We start from the raw sequence: 18,047 nt of genomic DNA, 5'->3' as shown, positions 1-18,047 counted from the left end.
AAGCCTTTGAGCTATGACAGTCAGTTGATTTCGAGTCCAACCCCATGGCGTTCGGTAGCCGCGCATCTCCGCGAAGCATCGCCCCGACGGAGCCTGCGGCTTCGTGGGAAGCGCCGCGGGCTGCGAGGCCGAAGGCCGACGCCGCTGCGCCGGGGCTGATCAAGGGATCGCTGACCGTCTCCGGAGCACTCTCTTTCCTGCGCGAGAACGGCCGGCGCATTCTCACCCTGGCGGTGGCGCTGTTTGCTCTTGGCGTCATCGTTCTCATGGTTCTGCCGGTCCGCTATGCCGCGACGGCGCTGGTCGTGCTCGATCCCCGGGAGCTGCGTGTCACGACGGAGCAAGACGTCTTGCCGGGCATCGGCCAGGACGCCGCGGCGCTGCAGAGCCAGATCGAGATCGCCAAGTCGGACGGCTTTCTCCGCCATCTGATCGAACTGCTCAAGATCGCCGAGGACGACGACATCGCCGGCGGTCACACCGACATGACGCGCCTGCTCGAAAAATTCCGCAGCCGCCTCGAGATCACGCGCCGCGGGCTCACCTATGTCATCGCGATCTCCTTCACCTCGAACCGCCCGGAACGCGCTGCCTACTATGCCAACGCGATCGCCGAGGCGTTCGTCGCGAGCCAGGGCCGGGTCCGCACCGAGGCCACGGACGAGGCGGCCGACTGGCTCAAGGACCGGCTCAAGATATTGAACGAGCGCCTGCGCGCCTCCGAAGACGCCGTCGCCGCCTTCAGGCTCGAGCACAAGATCCTCAATGCCGGCAAGGATTCCACCACGCAGCAATTGCGGGTGACCGATCTCAACCAGCAGGTCTCCGCCGCGCGTCTTCGCACCGAGGAAGCCAAGGCGCGCTACGAGCAGGTGCAGCGCGATCTCAAGGCCAATGTCGAAGGGCCGGTGAAGCAGGATCTCCTCAGCATGCTGCGGGCGCAGCGCTCGACCCTGAACGACCAGATCGCGCAGAAGAAGGCGGTGTATGGTGACCGCCATCCCGACCTCGCGATCTCCTACAGCCAGCTCGCCGACATCAACCGGCAGATCGAGGTCGAGCGGAAGAAGAACATCGAAACCGCCAAGTCCGAATATGAAGCTCAGCTGGAGCAGCAGAACGCTCTGGAAAAGCAGCTCAAATCGGTCGAGACGCAGATGCTGGTCGATGGCCAGGCGCTGGTGAAGCTGCAGGAGTTGCAGCGCGACGCCGACGCCAACCGCAACATCTACGAGCAGTTCCTGTCGCGGTTCAAGACCACCAACGAGCAGCGTCAGCTGCAGGCGTCGCAGACCAAGATCGCGTCACCCGCCATTCCGCCGCTGCGCTCGACGCGCCCGCCGCTGGCGCTGCTGCTGGCGGCGCTGGCGATCGGCTCGCTCCTCACATCGACCGCGGCCGTCGCGGTGATGACGAGCCTGTCCGACCAGTCCGCGCCTGCTGAAGCTCCCATGCAGGCCGCGGCGGAGAACACGCGAGGCCGGCAAGTCCAGCCTCAAGTCCAGCCGCAAGTTCAGCCTCAAGCTCAACCTCCGGCCGCTGACGCAACCCGTCCCGAGACGATGCCGCAGCTTCCGGTCTGGGCACGCATCCCCGATCTGGCACCGGCGACCGCGACCAACACCGTCTGGCAAAGGCCGATCGCGACCTCCGCCGAGCTCGATCTCAGTGCCCATCTGCGGCCGCTGCTGGAGCGGATCGATCGCGTGCCGGTGCGCGGCTGCAAGGTCGCCCTCGTGCTGTCGGTCGGCAAGAGTGCCGGCGGCAACACCGTCGCGCGCTCGCTGAATCGCGCCGCCGTGAATCGCGGCATGATGAGCGTCCTGATCCGCCTGCAGGGCGAATTCGCAGGTCACCAGCCGCCGGTGACCGAGTGGAACGACGGCTCGACCACAGCGGGACTACAGTCGATCGACGAGCTGCTGAGCGCCGGCCGCAAGCTCGATGCGGGACCTGAGGACGATATCCGGTCGGAGTTCGATCTGATCATCGTCCACGCCGGCAATCTCGCCTTGCAGCCCGACGCGATCGCGCTGGCGGCCCATGCGGATCTGATCGTGCTGGTGGCGCGCGCCGGCGAGCTGGGATCGGCAGCGATGCGCCGGGTGACCGCGGCATTGTCGCGGTACGAGGCCGTGCCGACGGGGCTCGTCGTCAATCATGCGCCCGCGGGCTCGCAAGCGCCGCACCCCGAGGGCGGCGCATTGGGTCTTGCGGTCTAGCGATGACAGGCTCGCGCCGTCGTCTGCTGAGTGCTGCGATGCTGCTGTCGATCTGCTTCAGCCCGCCGGCCTTCGCTGAAACTTGCGTGCCCCTGCCCCAGACTGTCGCATCCGGCAGGCTCGCCGCATTGTCGCGCGGCTTCAATGCCGATGGCTGGATCAACGGCGAGGTGCCGAGCCGCGAATTGCTGCAGCAATTGCGCAGGTCGGGCATGAGCCATGTCCGGCTGCCGGTGCCGGCCGAGCGCGTGATGCCTCGTTTCGCATCGAAGGAAGAGCGCGAGACGACGCTGCGCGCGCTCGACAAGGCGCTGAAGCAGCTCACCGCGCTCGGCTATGCCACCTCCGTCGATCTTCATCCCGGCGATCGCTTCAATCGCCTGCACAAGGAGGATCCGGACGCGGCGCTGCATCAGATGCAGGAGGCCTGGGCCGGGCTTGCCGGAGTCATTCGATCCTATCCGGCCGAGCGCGTTTTCGCCGAGCTGCTCAACGAGCCCGATATCGACGCGGACAGATGGCAGACCGAGGTCGAGACGCTCACCGCCTTCGTGCGCAAATTGCTTCCCGCGACCACGCTCATCGTCGGTCCGGTCAATTGGCAGCGCGCGGACTCGCTGCCGCGATTCCGCCCCTTGGCGGATCCTGACGTCGTCTACGCCATCCACTTCTACGATCCCATGGTGTTCACCCATCAGGCGCATTGGGATGCACAGGATCCGCTGCACGACATCATCGATCTGCCTTATCCGCTCAACGCCAGCGATCCCAAGGTTCAGGCGATCCGCCAGGATCTGCAGGCGAGGGGCGCGACCAAGGCGCTCGGCATGATCGATGTCGCGATCACAGCCGCCAAGGACAAGCCGACGGCCGATCGCTGGCTCGCGCCCGCGCTGCAATGGCAGCAGCAATTCGCGCGGCCGATCATCGTCAACGAATTCGGCGTGTTGAAAGCCGGCGCGCCCCGGGAAAGCCGGCTGCGCTGGCTGGCGGAACTCACCGCTTATGCCAGGGAGCATTGCTGGGGCTGGGCGCATTGGGAGCTGGCGCAGGGCTTTGGCCTGGTCGACCGCAGCACCGGCAGGCCCGATCCCGACGTGATGCGGGCGCTGCTCGGCGCGACCCGCCCCCGCCGGCGCTGATCGCCAGGCGCGGGCCGCTATCGTTAACGAATCCTTACGCATCGGCCCGCTATCGTGACCTCCGCGCGTTGCAAAGGACGATCGATGAGCGCCGGGGACTTGACCCAGGATCAAAGCGTGCAGGCCGAACCATCGGTGCCGGCCTTGCGTGAGATGATCGCGATGTTCTGCATCGCCACGGCCACGATCGGCTTTGCGCCGGTCCTGCATCTGGCCAATCCGGCGCTGGCTATCGCTGTCGAGGTCCTCGTCGGCATCGCCATCGTTCTGGCGGTTCCGACCTATGCGCCGGCCATCGCGATCTTCGTGCTGTTCTTCCAGAACCTGTTCGTCTCGATCCTGTCGCCGCTGGTGCCGCTGCCGTCCGATCTCGACTTCATCAAGGGCTACAATTTCCTCGTCTGCTCCGTCATGTGGCTGGCGACGTTCGGCCTCTACGTGCTGGGCCAGAGGAATCAGTCGCCTGAAGTGAACCGGATCATGCGATGGGGTGTCGTCACTCTCGCCGTGGTGTCGGTGTATTTCGCGATCGGCTTCATTCAGGACGGACAGCCGGCCGCGGTCTATCTGCGCAACATCGTGCTGCCGCTGTTCCTGTTCCAGCTGTCGCTGCTGACGGCCGCGACCTACGAGGTGCGCATCACGCCGTTCCTGGTGACGCTGGCGGCCATGCTCATCCTGTGTGGGTATGTCGAGCTCGTGTTCCGCGATGTCTGGCTGGCCATCACCAACGGCTATACGTTCTGGGGCTTCGACGAGCTCAAGGCGACCCATTCGGGTGTCTGGGAGGCCCAGATGAGGGCCACCGGCAATGTGCCCGTCGATCTCAAGGACCGATTCAGCTTCGACTTTCTGAATACGCCCTTGCTCGAAGGGTTCGGCCTGTCGAAGCTGCTGCGCATCAACGGTCCGAACATGCACCCGATCAGCTTCGCTTACGGGATCGGCTTTCTCGCCCTGTTCCTGTTCTCGGTGGGACGACCGCTGCTGGCCCTCGCGGCCTTGCCGCTGCTGGTGCTTTGCAGCGTGAAGGGCGCGATCATCGTGGTGATCTTCGTGGTTGCGGCCTGGATCGCGACCCGGCTGATCGGCGCCGTGCTGACCTTGTTGCTCGGCTTTCTCGGCATGATCGCCTTCGCGGTTCTGGCGATCCGCCTCGGACTGCAGATCGGAGACTATCACGTCATCGGGCTGATGGGTGGCCTGGACGGGTTCGTGCAGAGACCCTTCGGCCGGGGCCTCGGCATCGGCGGCAATTTGTCGGACAGCTATTTCTCCATCGACTGGAGCGCCGCGCAGGCGGCCGGCACGATCGATGGCGCGGTCGAGAGCGCGATCGGCGTTCTCTTGTACCAGATGGGCATCGCCGCCTTCGTGCCGCTGGCCTTCTATTTCGCGGTGGCGCTCAAGGCCTGGCGCCTCTACGCCTCGTCGGGCTATTTGACGCAGGGGCTCGCCGGCTTCGGCGTCATGGTCGTGCTGCTCAACGGATTGTTTCAGGAAGAGGCCCTGTTCGCGCCGCTCGCGCTGGGGCTCATGCTCTCGCTCACGGGCCTCGTCATCGGCAGCCATGTGAGAATGCAGGCCGTCGCCAGCGAGGACGCGGAGCCGGCGCAGCTCGCGGGCTACCAGCCCGTGACGTAAGCGGACGTTCAGCTCGATGCGCGCCGTTCAGGAACTTCCACTTTTTCCTGGCGTTGACCGACGGCCCGCACCAGCGGCCGATGCACACGATGAAGAACTTTTCCAACGCTGAATTCTCCCCCGAGGTGATCGAGATCATGACGACCGCCCTGGAAGCTGCGGTTGCCACCCTGCCGGAGCCGGTGCACGCCTCGCACGTCAACGCGCTCGCGGAATCCATCCTGCGCACGGCTGGTGCGGGCGAGCGCAACGTCGGGAATTTGCAGCGGATCGCTCTGATGGAGCTGCAACTGGCGCCGCGCAACTGATGAGGCCGACATGAAGACGATGCTTAAGACGATCCTTGCCGCCGCCCTTGCGCTGTCTGCCACCCCCTTCGTTGCCCGGGCCGACAGTTGGAGCAGCTACCGGATTCCCGAGTCGGGGACCTCCGTCGACATTCCCGTCTCGATTTTCACGGAGATGGCCGGCAAGCCCGACGGCTATGGCCAGCAGTTTCGCACGTCCGACGGCAGGGCCGATCTCACCGTCCAGGCCGTTTCCAACCGGCAGGGTCTTTCGCCGGCGCAATTCCTGGCCAGGAAGGATCCGCCCTCCGACATCGTCTATAAGCGGATCACGCCGAATTTCTTCGTGGTCTCCAGCATCAAGCGCGACAAGATCTGGTACGACCGCTGCAATTTTACGCGGGGCTATGTGCACTGCGTGCTGGTCAATTATCCCGCGGCCGAGAAGCGGCAATGGGACCGGGTCGTCACGCGGATCAGCCACAGCCTGAGCGGCGGGTGAGCAGGCTCGAAGAAAAAAGCTGCCCGGTCGAACCGGGCAGCAGGTCGTGAGGATTAGCGCGAGGTCGTTGACGTCGTCGACATGGTCGGCTTCGAGCCCGGCACATGCGACATCGTCTTGGTGGTCGAGCCGACCTGCTCGCCGGCCTTGACCTGGGTGCGCGTATGCGAGCGGCTGAACGTGCCGCCGTCATGGGCCTGCGCCCGGGCGTTGGAGTTCATCACGGGGCCGTTGCCCTTGTTCGTGCTGACGCCGGTCTGCGTCTTGCCGTCGACGGCCGCTGCGCTTCCGCCGGCGGCGATCGACGAGCCGGTATTGCCTGTCGCCGAGGTGGAGGTGCCGCCGGTGCCGACCGTGGAGGCGGAGGTGCCGCCCGCCGCGGCCGACCCGCCGCTTCCGCCCGTGACACTCTTCTGGGCGAGAACCGGTGAAGTGGCGGCGAGCAGCAATGCGACCGCCGAGGTCGTAAGCAGGGTTTTCATGTTTCAATCCTCTCGGTGAATCTTATGGGGATGACGTCGAGATCGTGCATCCGTTGACGGTGATGGTGCTGGCGCTGGTGGTGCCAGGACCGCCCGCCGTCGACGAGGAGCTCGAGACGCTGCCGCCGCCCGCCTGTACGTGCACGGACGATCCGCCCGCCGAGCTCGAGCTCGACAGCGAACCGCTCGACGCGGTTGATCCGGTGGTGCCTGAACCCGATGAGCCGACCGCGCTGATGCTGCCGTCGGCATGTTTTTCGACCGTGACCTTGCAGGTCTCGCCCGATGCCGTCTTGCCTGTCTTTTCCACGGTCGCCGCCTGAGCAGCGCCGGTCATCAAGGCCAACACTGCGATCGCTTTGATTGATCTGTTCATGCGAGTTCTCCTCCAACAAAGACAAAGGAGCGGCATCGCTGCCGCTCCCCGGTCAAGGCATCAATTCTTGTCCTTCTTCATCTCGTCCTTGTGGTGGCCCTTGCCCTTTTCCATGCCCATGTCGCTGGCGTGACCCGCAGACGAGCCGGCTGCGCCGACCGTCGAGCCGCTCTTGCCGTCGCCGGCCGACGAGCCGCCGGTGCCGACGGTCGATGCGGAGTTGGAGCCACTGCCAGCCGCCGAGCCACCGGTGCCGACGCTGGACGAGCTCTTGCCGCCGCCGGCCGATGAACCACCGGTGCCGAGTGTCGAAGCCGAGCCGCTGCCCGAGCCGCTACCCGCCGCCGAGCCGCCCGTGCCCACGCTCGAGCTGCTGGTGCCGCCGCCGGCCGACGAGCCGCCGGTGCCGAGCGTCGAGGCCGAGCCCGACCCGCTGCCGCCTGCGGAAGATCCGCCGGTACCGACGGTCGAGCTGCTGGTGCCGCCGCCCGCCGACGAACCGCCGGTGCCGACGGTCGAGCTCGATTGCGCAACGGCGAGCGCCGTGCCGGCGAGCAGCGCGGCCGCAGCCGCAGAAAGCTTCAGGATCCTCATGTCGTTCTCCTCCAGGTTTTCAAAAACCAAATTGCCAAATCAGGCCCGGGATAAACTGGCAATCGCGCAAACGTTCCTGTGTCGGAAGACGCTGACACACAGATTCGTGCTCGTGCTGAGTTCCGCGGCGACGCGGCCGCGCGCCGCGCTCGCTCATTCATTCGTTGTTCATCCGCGCTGAACGCTCGCGGCAACGAACGCGACGTGCGCCGGGGCAGAGTTCAATTCTCTGAGAATGCGCCGACCATCACCTGACGCTCGTAGGGCCGGCGGGCAGCGGCTGTACGCGCCGTTCGTTTCGCGCGAAAGCTCGTTGCTCGAACGGCGCTCGGCTGAGATGCAGCTGTGATCTTCGTTTCCGGCTTCTGCGGCGCCGCCATCGCAAACGCCTGGCTGGAATCGTTCCGCCGCTCGGTGGCAAGCAGGGGCGATGAGACCATGGTCGCGATCTCTGTGGACGTATCGAAGATGATCTTTTCGGGCCAGGCGCGTGCGGAGTGGATGCGGATGATGCTGCGGTCGACGCCGGGGCCTACGGAACTCTCGGCGAGCGGTGGCAGAGCGCGATCGAGTGCGAACAGCAGCGCGACGACGAATGCGCCTGCAAACAGAAAGTATCGAACAATGGGCATCAGGGAAGACCGCGGGGGGAATGAACAAGGTGCGATGACGCGGCGGGCCGCTCTTCCACGGCCCGCCGCGCGGGGCGTTAGTCGACCTCCTGGACGACCATGCGGGTCTCGGGATCGACCAGCATCACGTGGCTGCCCGAATAGACGTAGCGATACTTGGTGAGCGAAGGACCCCAGTCGCTCGGAACGGTCGCGAGCTCGACGTCGCGGGGCACCGGCGAGCCGATCACGATCTTCTCGCGCGTTTCGACGGGCCGGATCTTGTGCTCGGTGACGTAAGACCGGATCTTGGTGCGATATTCCGGCTCGATCTGCACCGCAGCGCCATGGCCGGCGCCGGTCGTGGTGACGACAGTGGTCTGGGCCATCGCGCTCGTCGACACGAGCAAAGCGGCGGCCGATATCAGTATGAACTTCTTCATCGCATTCTCCCTCGCCGCTGTGTGCGGCGCTGCAATGAACTCGCCATCTACCTGCCCGTTCCGCCGACGAGGGAACGTTTGCCACTTTTTCCTGTTTTTATCGGTGGGAGCAGCGATTGGAGGAGAGGAAAATGCCTGTGTTGATTCTCTGGGCCGTGCCCGCCATCCTGGTTGTCGGCGGCGGCATCTATCTCATTGGCCATATGCATTGAGCGTCAAGGGCCCCGGTTCTGTGACGGAGAACCGGGGCCCGTCATCTGCCTGCTTTGAAGTAGCCGAGGTTGCACCGACCATCATGCCGGTGGCAGCCTTTTTCGCGATCGAGCCGCGGCGCGCCTTCGTAACGCAAGCTCACTTGTAATCTGCTTCACACGCAAACCGCGCCAATGACGTTAGATGAAGCAGGCCCCGCCTGCCGCGCGGCCCGGTTCGGAGCTGGCGATGATGGCTGCACTGGCAAGGGCAATATCCCGCGCGACGCGAACCAATGTCGACGTCGAAACTCTGAAGGTGCTGGCGATTTTTGCAGGCGCAGGCCTGCTGCTCTCCCTCGTTGCCGCGATGATCTACCAGCAGGCCGCGAACGCCGCCTTTTGGTGACATCGGATGAGTTGCTCCGCTTCGGCGGAGCGAACGGGACGGTGAGCCCGTCACGCCGGCACTTGGCGTGGCGGCATCATCGAATTGTCACCCTTTCGTCATTCGCTCTCTATCGATCGCTGGTCCTTTCGCGGCCCATGCGGCTGGCTGGGCGGGTACTCATTAATCGGGGACGCCGTCCGGGGTTGGGCCAGAACCGGAAGTCGAAACTGGTCCCGAGCTATGCTTGGGCAATGGCCTATCGGTGCGCCCGCACGATGTGAGGACCAGGCCCGAGCACGATGTTTCGCCTCAGGACGCCGTAGTACCGATCCGCGATTTCGGAAAGCCCTAGATCTTCGATCACATCAAACGCCTTGCGTCGCAGCAGTTGCAGCAGTTCGATTGGATCAAAAAAGCTGAGCCAGGGTTCGCCTCTCGACGCCGCCCTTTCTGCCGTTGCCATGACGCCAGCGCGGCGTTCAACAGGATAGTTCTCGAATGGTTCGGCGTAGTCGAAAACCACGGCGGCCCGCGGCACCTCGGAAATAAACCTCAATGTGGAAGAGACCGCATCCTTTGTCAGATAGGGCACTACCCCAAGCCACTGGAAAAATGTCGGCTCATTCAGCTTAAACCCGGCTCTTGCCAACCCCTCCGCGAGGCTTTCTCGTTCAAAATCTACCGGTGCGAAAACAAGCGACGGCGGCTCCGCGAGGCCGGCGGCTTTTATCCGGTCGCGTTTCCAATTTTGTGTCGACGGATGGTCGACCTCGAAAGCGCGAACGCCGAGATGAGCATAGGGATTTCGCAACGAGAAGGTATCCAGGCCTGCGCCCAGCACGACGACCTGTCGGACGCCGGATGCGATGCAATTGCCCATCGTGTCCTCGGAAAACCGGCTGCGCGCTGCGATAAATAGGCGCCAGGGCCGCATCGCGTCATTTGCAGCGATCTCCTTTAGGGCAGCGGCTGTCTCTTGGTCCAATATCCTCGACGCCAACGGATCTTTGAAGATCGCTCCGCCCTCCAGGTCTTGATGAATGGCACGATAAGCAGCTGCACCCTGAGCGGTCTGACTAGGTTGTCCATCGCGCATGATGATCTCGGCAACGGGTACAGGGCTCGTGGCATCGCCGCTGCTCAAGTCCAGCACACCGGATTAGCTTCGCCCGGAAGGATCCCCATCATTCGTCAAGGAGACGAGCCACTGCTGCGCACGAAACGAGGTTGACGGATAATCGTCAACCCGAGCGGATCTTTCCACGCTGCGCGACACTATTCAAAGCCTTTAGCCTTCAAAACGGCCCGGCTGGCAGGCGAGGACAGGAATGCGACCAGCGCTTTTGCGGCGTCAGCCTGATTGCTGCCGGTTATGATCCCGGGGGCGAACTGGGTGTAATTCTGTATATCCGGCGGCAACGGGGCAATGAGTTCAACCGTCGGCTGAGCCAGGATTTCGCTTACTTGATTGAAGCCTATCTCGACCTCGCCGTTGGCCACGCTTGCATAAAGTGTTTCGAGCGTTGACAGCCTGGTCTTGGATTTCATTTCCGCGACGATCCCCATTCGTTCGAGCAATTTGGCCACGTAGATGCCACTGGCACCTCCGCCTGCCGGATCGGGATAAGCGATCGATCTTGCGGCCAGCATGGCGCTTTTGAAAGCGTCGGCCGAACTTATATCGGGCTTCGCGGCACCCTTGCGCACAAACGCACCAACGCCGACCTTTGCGACAACGATGCGGTTCCCAGGCTCGACCTTGCCTTGCGTCTCAAGCCGACCGACTGCTTGAACCGAACTCAAGATGATGTCGGCTGCCTCACCCTTTAGAACGCGCTCCGCGACAGCACCGGCGGTCCCGTACTCGACCGTCACCTTGTACCCTGAGGATTTTTCAAACTCCGGGATCAGGGCATCAATCGCGGGATGCAAGGCAGAGGCGGATAGGAGCTTGACTTCGGCGGCTTTGGCGGCAGCTCCCACTGTAACGCCGAGCGATACCAGCCCAATCGCAACTCCCGCAAATGTACTTAGCAAGTCGTGCCGGTTCATGGCATTTCCCCCTTGTACGTTTTGTTTCGGTTTCGGCGAGATGCGCAATCATCCAATGATCAGGACGCACGCTCATGGCTCCCCGCGCCGAGTTCTTCGCCCAGAGTTTGGCGCAAACCGGTGCGACGCAATGGAAAAGCGCAGATTGTTTCCACATCGTGGACACTGACGAGCAGCTGTGCCACAGTAACGTCGGCACCTCACCGGGAAGCAACATCGTTTCTTGAAGGCGCATCCCATGACGTCTCCTGGCCCTCGCGATACCACCGGCGCCCCATTGCTCGATAAGCCTGGCGGAACGCAAAGTATTCAGAGAGCTGTGGCTGTGTTGCGGATCCTGGCGACGGCCCGCGAGACAGGCCTGGGACTCACCCAAATTTCGAAACAGGCGGAACTAACCCGCCCAACGACACATCGCATCTTGAACGTCTTGATTGCTGAAGGCATGGTCGAGAGGCGACATGGCTCTCGGCGATATCTGATCGGCGAGCAGGTACCATTGCTGGCGCTGTCGCGGCGGATACGCGATCCCCTCCTCGATATCGTTAGCCCTCATCTGCGGGCCGCGGTCAGTGAACTCGGTGACACCGGCTTTTTCACACGCCGTGTGGGCCTTGAGACGGTCTGCGTTGCAAGACAACTGGGAAGCTACCCTATCCAGGCGCTCGCTTGGGATGTCGGTGAACGTCGCCCCCTTGGCGTTACCAATGCCGGAATTGCGATCCTATCCAGCATGCAACCCGACGCGGCGCGCGAAGTGCTCGTCAAGAACCGATCGCGTTTCTCTCGCTACGATTTGTCGACGGAAGCGATCTTGCAGGAGGTCGCAATGGCACGATCGAAAGGCTTTGCAAGTCGCGCGATATCCCTCATTCCTGGCGCAAGCCCCATATCCGTGACCATCCGGTCTACTGGTGGCGTAGCTCGTGGCGCTCTTACCATAACGCCAACAACGCGGCAGCGCTCGCCCGAACGCACCGAGGAGATCGCAGCTTGCCTTCGCAGGCACGCCGCGGCGGTTGAATTTGAACTCAGCAAGCGGCCAACCTGAGCCTCCGCGCCGTTAGCTTTGCCAGGCGGCTTCGCCAATGCAAATACGGGGGCAGGTCCGGTTCGGATCATAAGCAGGCGATGCCGACCGAGCGGGGCGACTTCCGCTTAAGCCTCGAAAGCTGACGTTCATGAGTACACGCCCTAGTTCGGCCTGCGAGAAGCCCTCCCGCAAGCGGCCCGGGGCGCGGCTCGCGTGAACAGGCTGAACGCACGGCAGTGCCTTAACGCCACCCCAGCGCAGGCGCGACGTGCTTCAGGATCGCCTCGATCGCATGCGCGCAGTAATCGACGCCGAGCTGGTTCGGGATCGTCAGCAGCAACGTATCGGCCTCGGCGATGGCTTCGTCCTGCTTGAGCTGCTCGATCAGCACGTCAGGGTCCCCTGCATAGGAGCGGCCGAAGATCGCGCGGGTCTGCGGGTCGATGAAGCCGATCTGGTCCTCGCCGCCGCGCTCTCCGCCGAAATAGGCGCGGTCGCGATCGTTCATCAGTGCGAAGATGCTGCGGCTGACGGACACGCGGGGCTCGCGGGCGTGGCCGGCTTCCTTCCATGCCGCACGGTAGGTGCGGATTTGTGCGGCCTGCTGCACATGAAAGGCTTCGCCGGTCTCGTCGTTCTTCAGCGTCGAGCTCTGCAAATTCATGCCGAGCTTGGCCGCCCACATGGCGGTCGCATTCGAGCCGGCGCCCCACCAGATCCGCTCGCGCAGGCCTTGCGCATGCGGCTCGAGGCGCAAGAGGCCCGGCGGATTGGGAAACATCGGCCGCGGATTGGGCTCGGCGAAGCCTTCGCCGCGCAAGAGGTCGAGGAAAACTTCGGCGTGCCGCCGGCCCATGTCGGCATCGCTCTGGCCCTCGGCCGGCTGATATCCGAAATAGCGCCAGCCATCGATCACCTGCTCGGGCGAGCCGCGGCTGATGCCGAGCTGCAGCCGCCCGCCGGCGATGAGGTCGGCACTGCCGGCGTCCTCCACCATGTAGAGCGGGTTCTCGTAGCGCATGTCGATCACGGCCGTGCCGATCTCGATCGTGCTGGTCCTGGCGCCGACGGCCGCGAGCAGCGGAAAGGGCGAAGCCAGCTGCCGCGCGAAATGATGCACGCGGAAATAGGCGCCGTCGGCCCCGAGCTGCTCGGCCGCAACCGCAAGCTCGATCGATTGCAGCAGCGTGTCGCCGGCGGAGCGGGTCTGCGATTGCGGCGAGGGCGTCCAGTGCCCAAAGGACAGGAATCCGATCTTCTTCATGCGGGCAATTTAGGGATGATCGGAACAGTTTGCGAGACGTTGGCCGAGGGAAAGATGGCGACAATGCGTGTCGCCCCTAAGTGCCTCTTGAAGCAAGCAGGCAGGCTTGGAGTGCTCGCGGAGTCCTCAGATTTCGCAGCGGGCCAAGTTCAGCGCTTTTAGCAAGCCGCCGAACGCCTTGAGCCGACAGGACTCGCTCTCGCTGGCGGCCTTTGCACGCTGAATATTGGCTGTCGGCTTGACGACAGCTGCTGTTGGCTTTGGCTTTGGCTTGGGCTTGGGATGTTCGGCGGTGGCAACCGGCTTCGGCTTGTTTCGCTGACGGACGATCGGCGCCGGCGCGGACGAACCGACGTGGACGTCCTGCGGAGCAACGGGGGTGCCGACCGAAGTTGGCGCCATCGGCACCGCGCTGCTTACGGCGGCGACTTCGAGGCGATCCCCCTTCTCAAGCGCGTCATGCGTAGCAGAGATGCCTGTGCTTTCGGCGGGCGGCTGGACGATCGCGGCGGCGCGACGCGGCGGGGCGCTCAGCTCCATGGCCGACAGCATTCCCACACTCAACAGGATGAGGAGGCCCAACAGCGCCATTCTCAGCATCACGCGCCTCTAACCCAAGTTAGCCCCGCGGAAAATTCTCCGCGCCAATAAGGCAACTTTGCCGGCGGCTGCCGACCTGCGGCGGATCATTTGCCGACAGGGTTAACGGGGGCGGTGCTGATGATAGCTGGCGGGTCTTTCAGTTCGGCGAGTGGGAGCTGCGACCCACCGCTACCGCTACCGCTGACGCCGTGACGCTCCATGCCGGCGCAAGCCTGATCCGGGGCTGGCTCGCGGCCGCGAGCGGTGATTATTTTTCGCTTTCTTCCGCTTGCTCCCGCTCCAGGGCACTGATCAGCTTCCCAATGCGCTGGGTGGTCGTGGGGCTTTTCGCAGCCCGCAGCAGGCGCTTGGATTGCTCTAAACGAGAAGCGATCTGCTCCTGGCGCGCCAATTGGTCTTCCATCATCTGTTGTCCTCCACGGAGGATGACGATCAGCAGGGCCAATGGTTCAGATCTGTTGCATCAGCGCGCGTCGCTCCGCAGGATACCCGAGGCGCAGCAGCCACAGGAACGAGCAAGGCCAAACGGCAGAGTTGAGAAGGGGGAACGATATCTCGTTATGGTTGTTGTCATGCCGGATCCTCAGACGTGGCAGGGTCGACGACAAAAAGTCAGCAGAACAAAATGGTAGGATCTCTGTCATCCCTCGCGGCTTTCGTGCTCCTTGGAGCGTCGGTGATCGCTTTGCCGGCTTTTGCTCCAAAAGTGCAGGCGGATGAGCTTCAGGCACTGGCCAAAGGGGACCGGCTCGCAATCCAAGCCGCTTCATCGGATTGCTCAGCACAGGTCTGGCCGGACCTTACCACGTCCTGCTTGCGACACGCCGGTGCTGGAACGAAGATCCAGGAAGCTCGCCTCGTGACTGCCCGGCGATAGATCGGTCGTCCGTCAATCCGCTCGCCTGAGGGATCAGCCCAACCTCCAGTGCTTCCATCCAATCAGCCTGGTCGTGATCGGACCGTCGCGCCGAGACGAGATACCGCTGACGCAGGCGAATTGGCTCGCCTTCTCCGCTCGAGAAGCGCAGCAATGGGTGCGGACGTCGGTCAAGTGCAATCGGCCTAGAGCATTGCGCGGGTGCCGAGACCGCTCGGGCCCGCCGAGAGAGAGCGAGATCACCATGTCGACAGATCCAATCCAGGTGCCGAACGTCCTCGTCGTGGAGGACGAGATGATCCTGCGGATGCGTGCGGTCGACATCGTGGAGGATGCCGGGTTCTGTCCCATAGAGGCGATCAATGCCGACGAGGCAATCTCGGTTCTGGAGTCCCGCTCGGACATCTCGCTGCTGCTGACCGACATTCAGATGCCCGGCAGCATCGATGGCCTCAAGCTCGCCCATGCGGTGCACGAGCGCTGGCCCTCGATCAAGATCATTCTGGTGTCCGGCCAAGTGAAGCCGTCCGAGGCGGAACGGCCAGCGGACAGCAGGTTTTTCGGTAAACCGCTCGGTGTCGAGCAAATGATCACCGAGTTGCAGGCCATGGTCGGCGCGGGTGCTTTGCAGATCGTTCCGACGGCAGGCGACTGGACGCCAAGCAGGATATTTGACGCCGCGCGGACCGCTGCGCCCACCTCCCGGTCGGAGCAGGAGGCTTCCCTGTCTGCCGAGAACGACAGCCTTCGCTTGCTGCTCGAACAGGCCGAGATCGACGCACAGGCTATGATCGTTCAGGCCGGTATCGATGCCGAGCAGCGAAGCGCCGCAGACAAGCTGCAGAAGCTGATTCTCGGAGAGCTGCATCATCGCGTCAAGAATACGCTTGCGATGGTGAGTGCGATCGCGTCCCAGAGCTTCCGCGGAGCGCCGAGTATCGAGCATGGACAGAAGGCCATGGAGGGCAGGCTGCTCGCATTGGGGCGAGCCCATGATCTCTTGATGCAGGTGAGTTGGGCCGATGCGAGCCTGACCCACACGCTGAGTAGCGCAACGGAGCCCTACGACAGTCAGGGAGACCGACGCTTCCACTTCAATGGACCGGATATCCGGATTACCTCCGTTGCCGTCATTGCGCTTGCGATGACGTTCAACGAACTGTGCACCAACACCACCAAGTTCGGCGCGCTGTCGGTCCCGACAGGCCGCGTCGAGATTTCGTGGGCGATTGATGAGGCGAAGCAAAGGCTTCGCCTTGTCTGGACCGAAAGGGGCGGTCCCCCGGTCGAACCGCCAACACGCCGGAGTTTCGGCACCCGGATGATGGGGTCTCTCGGTCAGCAACTGACCGGACAGGTAAGCCTCGCATATGAACGGGACGGATTCGTTTACGCTTTGGACGTGCCACTCGGCTCGATCGCCACGGTCGCGTGAGCTGGCTTTGGTTCGAGCCGTGCGCGAGCTCTGTCGAAAGCGTCCGATACCCTGGCTTGCCCAGCTGGGCCGGCGCTGCTTGGCTCGCCGATCGCCTGAGAATCAAACAAAAAGGCCGCGGTTTGCACCGCGGCCTCTTGAATCCACTCGCTTCGCCGCTCAGTAGGTGCCGATTCCGACACTTACGCCCGGAGCACGGAAGCCAACGCCGCTGCGTTCCTCATAGCCACGCCGCTCGATGTAGCGCTCACGCGGTGCATATCCGTAGGCATCGCGGCCTTCGCGGATGATGACGCGTCTTTCGCTGCGCCCGCGCCAGCACCGTCCGTCTTCGTTGCACACCATGCGAACGTTTTGAAGGTTGCTTTCCGGCGCGGACGACGTGCTGAGGGTAAGCGGTGCTGCCGAAGCAGCCGTTACCATGAGGGTGCCGGCTGCGGCGGCCAAGACTGTGAATATTCTCATGAAGTATCTCCTGAATGAAGCTTGTGTCAGTGAGCCAATGGACTCGAGGAACAATGGTTCCGTGAGCCCATGAAGAAACTCCTGCGCGGAAAAACGTGTGTGTTCGCTTGGATCGGCTGCTTTCATGAACACCGATGAATTCGGTCTTCCCGCAGATAACGCTTCGCAATCGGTTCATGTCCCGAGGCAGGATCGCTTCAGCGGTTGCATCCCTGCAGAGATGACAAAGCCGTGCCGCCTCACGCGTAGGCCACCCAACCGCGGAACGTGAAGCCGGTGTAGAACAGGGTCGGCTCGGCGAAGCCGGCGTCGCGCAAAACCGCTTCGTCCTGCGCGGGCGTGAGGATGTCCAGATGGTTGGTGACGGCGTCCCGCGCGGCTGCCGCCTTGTCGGGCTCGACGCCGGAGAAAGCGAGGAACGCGGAGTACCGCGACAGCCATCGCGGGCGTTCCTCCTCGCCGTCGGGCGCGCTCAAATGCGCGACCACGAAGGGCGCGCCCGGCTTGAGCCGTCGGCGGATTTCCGAGGCAATGCGGCGTCGCTCCGTGACGTCCACGAAGTGCAGGGTGAGCAGGCAGCTCGCACCGTCGAACGGCCCCTGCGGCGCGTCGTCGATATAGCCTTGATGAAGATGTGCGCGCGATGCGAGTGGGCCCAGGGTCTTCCGTGCGAGCGCCAGCATCGCCGCGGACGGATCCACGCCCTCGAAACGCCAGGCGGGCTGCGCCTGCGCAAACGTCTTCAACTCGAGGCCGCCGCCGGCGCCGAGCACGAGGATCCGTGCATCCTCACGCGCGCGCTCGGCCAGCAGGATCGTCGCCATCGACAGCATGGAATTGTAGCCGGGAACGAAGCGCGGCGGTCCCTCGGTGTAGGTCGCCACGGCTTGCGGATCGGAGAACATATCTTGAATGCTGGTCATTGCGTTGTCCTTGGCTAGGCCGGCATCAGGCGTGATGTGCGCTGATGCCTTGAAGCTTGCGGGAGCCGAGGCGCTTGCGAAAATCCTCGCTCAGCATCGCCAGGGTCACCTCGCCGAGCCGCGACAGCAGCAGCGCTTCCGCATCGGCAAAGGCTTGATCGAGCGCGGCGTTGACGGCCTTCTCGACCAGGCAACCCGGCGCTTCCGTGCGATTGCCCATCGCCAGCAACGCCGGGCTGCCAAGCGCGGCATAGACGTCGCGCAGCGTCACCTTCGAGAGGTCGCACGCCAGCGTCCAGCCGCCGCCATGGCCTTTCTCGGAGTGGACGTAACCGAGGTCGCGCAGGCCCGCCATGATGCGGCGGATCACCACGGGGTTGGTGTCCATGGCTTTCGCCAGCGTCTCGGACGTAAACGGGCCGGGGTGTTGCGTCATGTGCAAGAGCACATGGAGCACGCCGGACAGTCGGGAATCTCGTTTCATGTAACTTTATATGTTGCGTGATAGCT

Annotated in this window: 21 protein-coding genes and 1 pseudogene; 10 read left to right on the top strand and 12 right to left on the bottom strand. The window is 63.6% G+C overall.

Annotated features, from left to right (window positions below; all coding sequences use genetic code 11):
* The first annotated feature begins 44 nt into the window (after positions 1-44).
* The 5 genes from AC0WRY_RS32285 (at position 45) to AC0WRY_RS32265 (ending at position 5,797) form a co-directional block, all read left to right on the top strand.
* Complete coding sequence (locus AC0WRY_RS32285; protein WP_491122402.1) at positions 45-2,222, top strand: GumC family protein; 2,178 nt, start codon at positions 45-47, stop codon at positions 2,220-2,222.
* A 2-nt stretch (positions 2,223-2,224) separates the two neighbouring features.
* A complete protein-coding gene (locus tag AC0WRY_RS32280) occupies positions 2,225-3,364 on the top strand; it encodes a glycoside hydrolase family 5 protein (RefSeq protein WP_491122401.1) in 1,140 nt (379 codons plus the stop codon).
* An 84-nt stretch (positions 3,365-3,448) separates the two neighbouring features.
* On the top strand, positions 3,449-5,008 hold the full coding sequence (locus tag AC0WRY_RS32275; RefSeq protein ID WP_491122400.1) for a hypothetical protein: 1,560 nt from the start codon (positions 3,449-3,451) through the stop codon (positions 5,006-5,008).
* A gap of 89 nt (positions 5,009-5,097) precedes the next feature.
* Complete coding sequence (locus tag AC0WRY_RS32270; RefSeq protein ID WP_194408475.1) at positions 5,098-5,316, top strand: hypothetical protein; 219 nt, start codon at positions 5,098-5,100, stop codon at positions 5,314-5,316.
* Positions 5,317-5,326: 10 nt separating this feature from the next.
* Complete coding sequence (locus tag AC0WRY_RS32265; RefSeq protein WP_491122399.1) at positions 5,327-5,797, top strand: hypothetical protein; 471 nt, start codon at positions 5,327-5,329, stop codon at positions 5,795-5,797.
* 53 nt (positions 5,798-5,850) lie between these two features.
* Here the strand turns inward: AC0WRY_RS32265 and AC0WRY_RS32260 are convergent, their stop codons facing one another.
* Positions 5,851-6,279: a hypothetical protein gene (locus AC0WRY_RS32260; protein WP_491122398.1), complete on the bottom strand. Its 429-nt coding sequence runs from the start codon at positions 6,277-6,279 to the stop codon at positions 5,851-5,853.
* 53 nt (positions 6,280-6,332) lie between these two features.
* Between AC0WRY_RS32260 and AC0WRY_RS32255 the strand changes: the two genes are divergently transcribed.
* Positions 6,333-6,602: a hypothetical protein gene (locus AC0WRY_RS32255; protein WP_194404739.1), complete on the top strand. Its 270-nt coding sequence runs from the start codon at positions 6,333-6,335 to the stop codon at positions 6,600-6,602.
* Between the two features lie 113 nt (positions 6,603-6,715).
* On the opposite strand, the gene AC0WRY_RS32250 is transcribed toward AC0WRY_RS32255, so the two are convergent.
* From AC0WRY_RS32250 to AC0WRY_RS32240, 3 genes are all read right to left on the bottom strand, one after another.
* Positions 6,716-7,249 (bottom strand): hypothetical protein, encoded by a 534-nt coding sequence (locus AC0WRY_RS32250; RefSeq protein WP_371746207.1) that lies wholly within the window; start codon positions 7,247-7,249, stop codon positions 6,716-6,718.
* 221 nt (positions 7,250-7,470) lie between these two features.
* Complete coding sequence (locus AC0WRY_RS32245) at positions 7,471-7,881, bottom strand: hypothetical protein (protein ID WP_491122397.1); 411 nt, start codon at positions 7,879-7,881, stop codon at positions 7,471-7,473.
* Positions 7,882-7,958: 77 nt separating this feature from the next.
* Positions 7,959-8,303: a DUF1236 domain-containing protein gene (locus AC0WRY_RS32240; protein ID WP_194404737.1), complete on the bottom strand. Its 345-nt coding sequence runs from the start codon at positions 8,301-8,303 to the stop codon at positions 7,959-7,961.
* Positions 8,304-8,699: 396 nt separating this feature from the next.
* On the opposite strand from AC0WRY_RS32240, the gene AC0WRY_RS32235 reads away from it, so the two are divergent.
* Entirely contained in the window at positions 8,700-8,903 is a 204-nt protein-coding gene (locus tag AC0WRY_RS32235) for a hypothetical protein (RefSeq protein WP_491122396.1), read from the top strand.
* A gap of 238 nt (positions 8,904-9,141) precedes the next feature.
* Here the strand turns inward: AC0WRY_RS32235 and AC0WRY_RS32230 are convergent, their stop codons facing one another.
* Together AC0WRY_RS32230 and modA are read right to left on the bottom strand one after the other, a co-directional pair.
* A complete protein-coding gene (locus tag AC0WRY_RS32230) occupies positions 9,142-10,029 on the bottom strand; it encodes a class I SAM-dependent methyltransferase (RefSeq protein ID WP_491122395.1) in 888 nt (295 codons plus the stop codon).
* A gap of 131 nt (positions 10,030-10,160) precedes the next feature.
* Positions 10,161-10,937 carry a molybdate ABC transporter substrate-binding protein gene (gene modA / locus AC0WRY_RS32225; protein ID WP_491122394.1) on the bottom strand — a complete coding sequence of 259 codons (777 nt, stop codon included), beginning with the start codon at positions 10,935-10,937 and terminating at the stop codon, positions 10,161-10,163.
* 238 nt (positions 10,938-11,175) lie between these two features.
* Here modA and AC0WRY_RS32220 point away from each other — a divergent pair.
* Positions 11,176-11,337, top strand: a pseudogene (locus tag AC0WRY_RS32220) (helix-turn-helix domain-containing protein); the annotation flags it as partial.
* Between the two features lie 21 nt (positions 11,338-11,358).
* On the top strand, positions 11,359-11,988 hold the full coding sequence (locus tag AC0WRY_RS32215; protein ID WP_491123525.1) for an IclR family transcriptional regulator: 630 nt from the start codon (positions 11,359-11,361) through the stop codon (positions 11,986-11,988).
* Positions 11,989-12,211: 223 nt separating this feature from the next.
* Here the strand turns inward: AC0WRY_RS32215 and AC0WRY_RS32210 are convergent, their stop codons facing one another.
* From AC0WRY_RS32210 to AC0WRY_RS32200, 3 genes are all read right to left on the bottom strand, one after another.
* Positions 12,212-13,234, bottom strand: a complete 1,023-nt coding sequence (locus AC0WRY_RS32210) for an LLM class flavin-dependent oxidoreductase (protein ID WP_491122393.1) — start codon at positions 13,232-13,234, stop codon at positions 12,212-12,214.
* 126 nt (positions 13,235-13,360) lie between these two features.
* Positions 13,361-13,834, bottom strand: a complete 474-nt coding sequence (locus tag AC0WRY_RS32205) for a hypothetical protein (RefSeq protein WP_491122392.1) — start codon at positions 13,832-13,834, stop codon at positions 13,361-13,363.
* A 250-nt stretch (positions 13,835-14,084) separates the two neighbouring features.
* Positions 14,085-14,282 carry a hypothetical protein gene (locus tag AC0WRY_RS32200; protein WP_491122391.1) on the bottom strand — a complete coding sequence of 66 codons (198 nt, stop codon included), beginning with the start codon at positions 14,280-14,282 and terminating at the stop codon, positions 14,085-14,087.
* A gap of 676 nt (positions 14,283-14,958) precedes the next feature.
* Between AC0WRY_RS32200 and AC0WRY_RS32195 the strand changes: the two genes are divergently transcribed.
* The gene (locus tag AC0WRY_RS32195) at positions 14,959-16,149 is read left to right on the top strand and encodes a sensor histidine kinase (RefSeq protein WP_194404730.1); all 1,191 of its coding nucleotides are present in this window, start codon (positions 14,959-14,961) and stop codon (positions 16,147-16,149) included.
* Positions 16,150-16,308: 159 nt separating this feature from the next.
* Here the strand turns inward: AC0WRY_RS32195 and AC0WRY_RS32190 are convergent, their stop codons facing one another.
* The 3 genes from AC0WRY_RS32190 to AC0WRY_RS32180 all read right to left on the bottom strand — a co-directional run bounded on the left by AC0WRY_RS32190 (position 16,309) and on the right by AC0WRY_RS32180 (position 18,021).
* Entirely contained in the window at positions 16,309-16,614 is a 306-nt protein-coding gene (locus tag AC0WRY_RS32190; RefSeq protein WP_491122390.1) for a hypothetical protein, read from the bottom strand.
* A 239-nt stretch (positions 16,615-16,853) separates the two neighbouring features.
* Complete coding sequence (locus AC0WRY_RS32185) at positions 16,854-17,537, bottom strand: class I SAM-dependent methyltransferase (RefSeq protein ID WP_491122389.1); 684 nt, start codon at positions 17,535-17,537, stop codon at positions 16,854-16,856.
* Between the two features lie 25 nt (positions 17,538-17,562).
* The gene (locus AC0WRY_RS32180) at positions 17,563-18,021 is read right to left on the bottom strand and encodes an Rrf2 family transcriptional regulator (RefSeq protein WP_194404728.1); all 459 of its coding nucleotides are present in this window, start codon (positions 18,019-18,021) and stop codon (positions 17,563-17,565) included.
* Between the last annotated feature and the right edge of the window lie 26 nt (positions 18,022-18,047).

This window comes from Bradyrhizobium sp. T-12, from assembly GCF_058314695.1.
The sequence above is the reverse complement of the archived record's forward strand: the minus strand, read 5'-3'. Positions and strand labels throughout refer to the sequence as shown.

Excerpts from the sequence above, each read along its gene's own strand:
- AC0WRY_RS32245 (WP_491122397.1), bottom strand. The coding sequence starts at position 7,881 with ATGCCCATTGTTCGATACTTTCTGTTTGCAGGCGCATTCGTCGTCGCG.
- AC0WRY_RS32195 (WP_194404730.1), top strand. The coding sequence starts at position 14,959 with ATGTCGACAGATCCAATCCAGGTGCCGAACGTCCTCGTCGTGGAGGAC.
- AC0WRY_RS32275 (WP_491122400.1), top strand. The coding sequence starts at position 3,449 with ATGAGCGCCGGGGACTTGACCCAGGATCAAAGCGTGCAGGCCGAACCA.
- AC0WRY_RS32280 (WP_491122401.1), top strand. The coding sequence starts at position 2,225 with ATGACAGGCTCGCGCCGTCGTCTGCTGAGTGCTGCGATGCTGCTGTCG.
- AC0WRY_RS32240 (WP_194404737.1), bottom strand. The coding sequence starts at position 8,303 with ATGAAGAAGTTCATACTGATATCGGCCGCCGCTTTGCTCGTGTCGACG.
- modA (WP_491122394.1), bottom strand. The coding sequence starts at position 10,937 with ATGAACCGGCACGACTTGCTAAGTACATTTGCGGGAGTTGCGATTGGG.
- AC0WRY_RS32235 (WP_491122396.1), top strand. The coding sequence starts at position 8,700 with ATGAAGCAGGCCCCGCCTGCCGCGCGGCCCGGTTCGGAGCTGGCGATG.
- AC0WRY_RS32205 (WP_491122392.1), bottom strand. The coding sequence starts at position 13,834 with ATGCTGAGAATGGCGCTGTTGGGCCTCCTCATCCTGTTGAGTGTGGGA.
- AC0WRY_RS32265 (WP_491122399.1), top strand. The coding sequence starts at position 5,327 with ATGAAGACGATGCTTAAGACGATCCTTGCCGCCGCCCTTGCGCTGTCT.
- AC0WRY_RS32210 (WP_491122393.1), bottom strand. The coding sequence starts at position 13,234 with ATGAAGAAGATCGGATTCCTGTCCTTTGGGCACTGGACGCCCTCGCCG.
- AC0WRY_RS32185 (WP_491122389.1), bottom strand. The coding sequence starts at position 17,537 with ATGACCAGCATTCAAGATATGTTCTCCGATCCGCAAGCCGTGGCGACC.
- AC0WRY_RS32190 (WP_491122390.1), bottom strand. The coding sequence starts at position 16,614 with ATGAGAATATTCACAGTCTTGGCCGCCGCAGCCGGCACCCTCATGGTA.
- AC0WRY_RS32260 (WP_491122398.1), bottom strand. The coding sequence starts at position 6,279 with ATGAAAACCCTGCTTACGACCTCGGCGGTCGCATTGCTGCTCGCCGCC.
- AC0WRY_RS32270 (WP_194408475.1), top strand. The coding sequence starts at position 5,098 with ATGAAGAACTTTTCCAACGCTGAATTCTCCCCCGAGGTGATCGAGATC.
- AC0WRY_RS32250 (WP_371746207.1), bottom strand. The coding sequence starts at position 7,249 with ATGAGGATCCTGAAGCTTTCTGCGGCTGCGGCCGCGCTGCTCGCCGGC.
- AC0WRY_RS32285 (WP_491122402.1), top strand. The coding sequence starts at position 45 with ATGGCGTTCGGTAGCCGCGCATCTCCGCGAAGCATCGCCCCGACGGAG.
- AC0WRY_RS32180 (WP_194404728.1), bottom strand. The coding sequence starts at position 18,021 with ATGAAACGAGATTCCCGACTGTCCGGCGTGCTCCATGTGCTCTTGCAC.